The organism is Vibrio sp. 1641, from assembly GCF_033339995.1.
GTDB classification, from domain to species: Bacteria; Pseudomonadota; Gammaproteobacteria; order Enterobacterales; family Vibrionaceae; genus Vibrio; species Vibrio alginolyticus.
Genome location: NZ_JAWOVP010000067.1, coordinates 1 through 953, shown reverse-complemented (window position 1 = coordinate 953; position 953 = coordinate 1). Strand labels below are relative to the sequence as shown.

The 953-nt window shown below is 48.5% G+C and carries 1 pseudogene; it reads right to left on the bottom strand.

The window, feature by feature from the left end:
• Positions 1-953 (bottom strand): annotated as a pseudogene (locus R7Z47_RS24190) (ATP-dependent DNA helicase DinG); the annotation flags it as partial.

The following is a 953-nucleotide window of genomic DNA, read 5'->3' as shown; positions in this document are numbered from 1 at the left end:
CTCACAATAAAATCGCCTTCACGATCGGGGTGAGTTTCTAGCCATCTCGCTAAAGGCGCTCCTTTTTCTCGTGTTGGCTCTGCCATTAAATGCCAAACTTGACCGAGGTTCTCTAGTCGTTGAATATAGAAACCTAGTTCAGCGAGCGCAGGCTCGGCCAATCTTGCCGCGAGTTCGCCATCTTTGACTCTTTCTGCGATAAGATCGGCGATTTTCGCGACGCTTTGGTTTGCTTTCTTGCTGAACTGCTTTAGCTCTTTAGATTGGTTTTCTAGCCAAGTAGGCAGTTCACCATGTTCAAAGCGGTAGATGCCTTCTTCAAACTGAGCTGGGTCGAACTGTTTAGTCAATTGAGTGAGCGCAGGTATTAAGTTTTGCACCGAGTCCTGCAAGTCATTGCGGAATCGAGCGACACGTTTCTCATCAGCCAGTGATGAAAATTTACTGATTGACTGATTCAGCTTCTCTAGCCACGCTGCTGCGCCTTTTAAACTCGCGGATGCTGAAGCGTGATCACGGGCGACGTGAGGCAGGTGGTGAGCTTCGTCAAAGACATAAATCGTATTTTCTGGCTCTGGTAAGATTACGCCACCACCTAAGTCAGCATCAGCCATAACGAGAGAGTGATTCGCGATGATCACGTCATTTTTATCTAACTCAGAGCGCGCCTTTTGAAACGGGCACCCTCTGTGACCTGGCAAACTGTTATTACAGCTGTGTTTGTCGCTGACAATCAATTGCCAGATGCGGTCGTCTATAGGTTTAGGCCAAGCGTCGCGGTCACCATCCCATTTCCCTTGAGCGAGTGAGCGATACATGGTTTCCAGTAATTCAATGTCTTTTTTCTTTGGCTTGGTCTCAAACATCGCTAGTTGACCGCCATCCACACCACTGGCTGTTGCGAGCTTTTCTGCGCAGCAGTAGCGCTGCCTACCTTTGGCAAGAATGAAAGA